The organism is Paraburkholderia sp. 2C, from assembly GCF_054589215.1.
This window is the reverse complement of sequence record NZ_BAAILL010000061.1, coordinates 1-1,539: the sequence shown is the minus strand read 5'-3', so window position 1 is coordinate 1,539 and position 1,539 is coordinate 1. Positions and strand designations below refer to the sequence as shown.

Annotated in this window: 1 pseudogene; it reads right to left on the bottom strand. The window is 64.4% G+C overall.

Annotated elements, in window-relative coordinates:
• Positions 1 to 1,514 (bottom strand): annotated as a pseudogene (locus ACYPXD_RS28915) (glycosyl transferase); the annotation flags it as partial.
• Between the last annotated feature and the right edge of the window lie 25 nt (positions 1,515 to 1,539).

The window sequence follows — 1,539 nt, the reverse complement described above, 5'->3', positions numbered from 1 at the left end:
AGCGTCGGCACGGCGACCAGCGTGCGCAGCGATGACGGCACGCCCGCCGTCAGTTCGAGCCCGGGTAACGTGACTGCGCCGAAACCCCATGTCACCGCGCGATTGACGAGCGCCGTTGCGACCTCCGTGGCAGGCAGGAATGCGCATCCGGCAAACAACGCGAGTACCCACGCGTCGATGCCTTGCAATGGTCTGGTCCACAGCGTCCACACCCCCCACAAGGCCAGCGCTACCAGCATCGTGGCGGTCGCCAGGATGGCGCCGACGTAGCCGCCGATGCCGAGACGGACACTGAATCGCGTGATCCTCAAACGCGGCGGCGGCCGAAATTTCAATGCGAACTCGAGCGCCCGCCGGCCCTCGGCGATCAGATGATAGCCAGGCTCCCCGGCACGTCCGGCGCGCGCCGCATCGCCCGCCGCTGCAATCGCCGCTTGTGCCGACTGCAGCGCGAGATCGGCCACTTCGAGTTCATTTGCGCATGAACCGCGCGCCAGTTGTTCGATCGCGCTGCGGTAGAGATTGCGCGTCGGGAAATCCATCGTGCCGAACGTGCTGCTTGCGCGCAGCCTCGCGTCGACGAGGCTCATACTCTCGAACAGTTCTGTCCAGTCGATGTCGGAAATCAGGCGAATGCTGGTAATCACATTGCGCACCGTGACGTTCGATGCGCCCTGGTGTTGCTGCGCGCGCTGCACGACCTCATCGACGGAAAGGCCCTCGCATTTCAGCCGCTCTTCCAGCCAGCCGAGCGCCGGCGTGGTACGCGGATCGTGGTCACGCAGCCGTTTAGCGAGTTGCGCAGCAAACGGCTCCGACAAAGCGCCCGGTGAACGGGTGGCGATATCCGCTTCCAGTGCGGAACGCGCGCTGCCCGATTCGAGCAGACGCCCGGTGAGGGCGTCGGCATCAGCGTGTGCGGCGCGACCCGCGGTCATCTGGTCGGCGAGACGTCGCAGATTCTCGATCAGCACGATGCGCAGCGTGATCGCCACCGCCCACAATTCGCCGATCGTCAGCGGCTGAATCCGTTGGTAGGCGTCGATGAAACGGCGCAGCACCTGCGGATCGAAGTGACTGTCGGTATGGGCTACGAACGCCCACGCAAGACCGAATACGCGCGGATAGCCGGCGAATGGACCCGCAGCAAGCTTCGGCAACTGACGGTAGTAGCCTGGCGGAAGGTCATCGCGAATCTCGCGGATCTGTTCTTCGACGAGGTGATAGTTGTCGAGCAGCCATTCGGCCGCGGGCTCCACGCCCCGGCCACTCTCCAGTTCCGCGGCACTCGCGCGGTAAGCCGCGAGCAGGACGGCCGCGTTGTCTTTGAGTCGCGTGTGCAGAGCCAGTACGACGGGTGGTTTATTCGTCACCGGTTGCGCTGCGGCGAGGCTCTGCGCATGCTGCTCGAGTCGCTCGACACCGAACAGTTCGTCGCGCACGGGCGCGGTGTCTGTCCACGGTGGTGAGCGTGAACGAAATCGTACCGCGTACTGAAGCAATGTGTTGTTCACAGACACCCTTTTTTCTGCGGTTAGG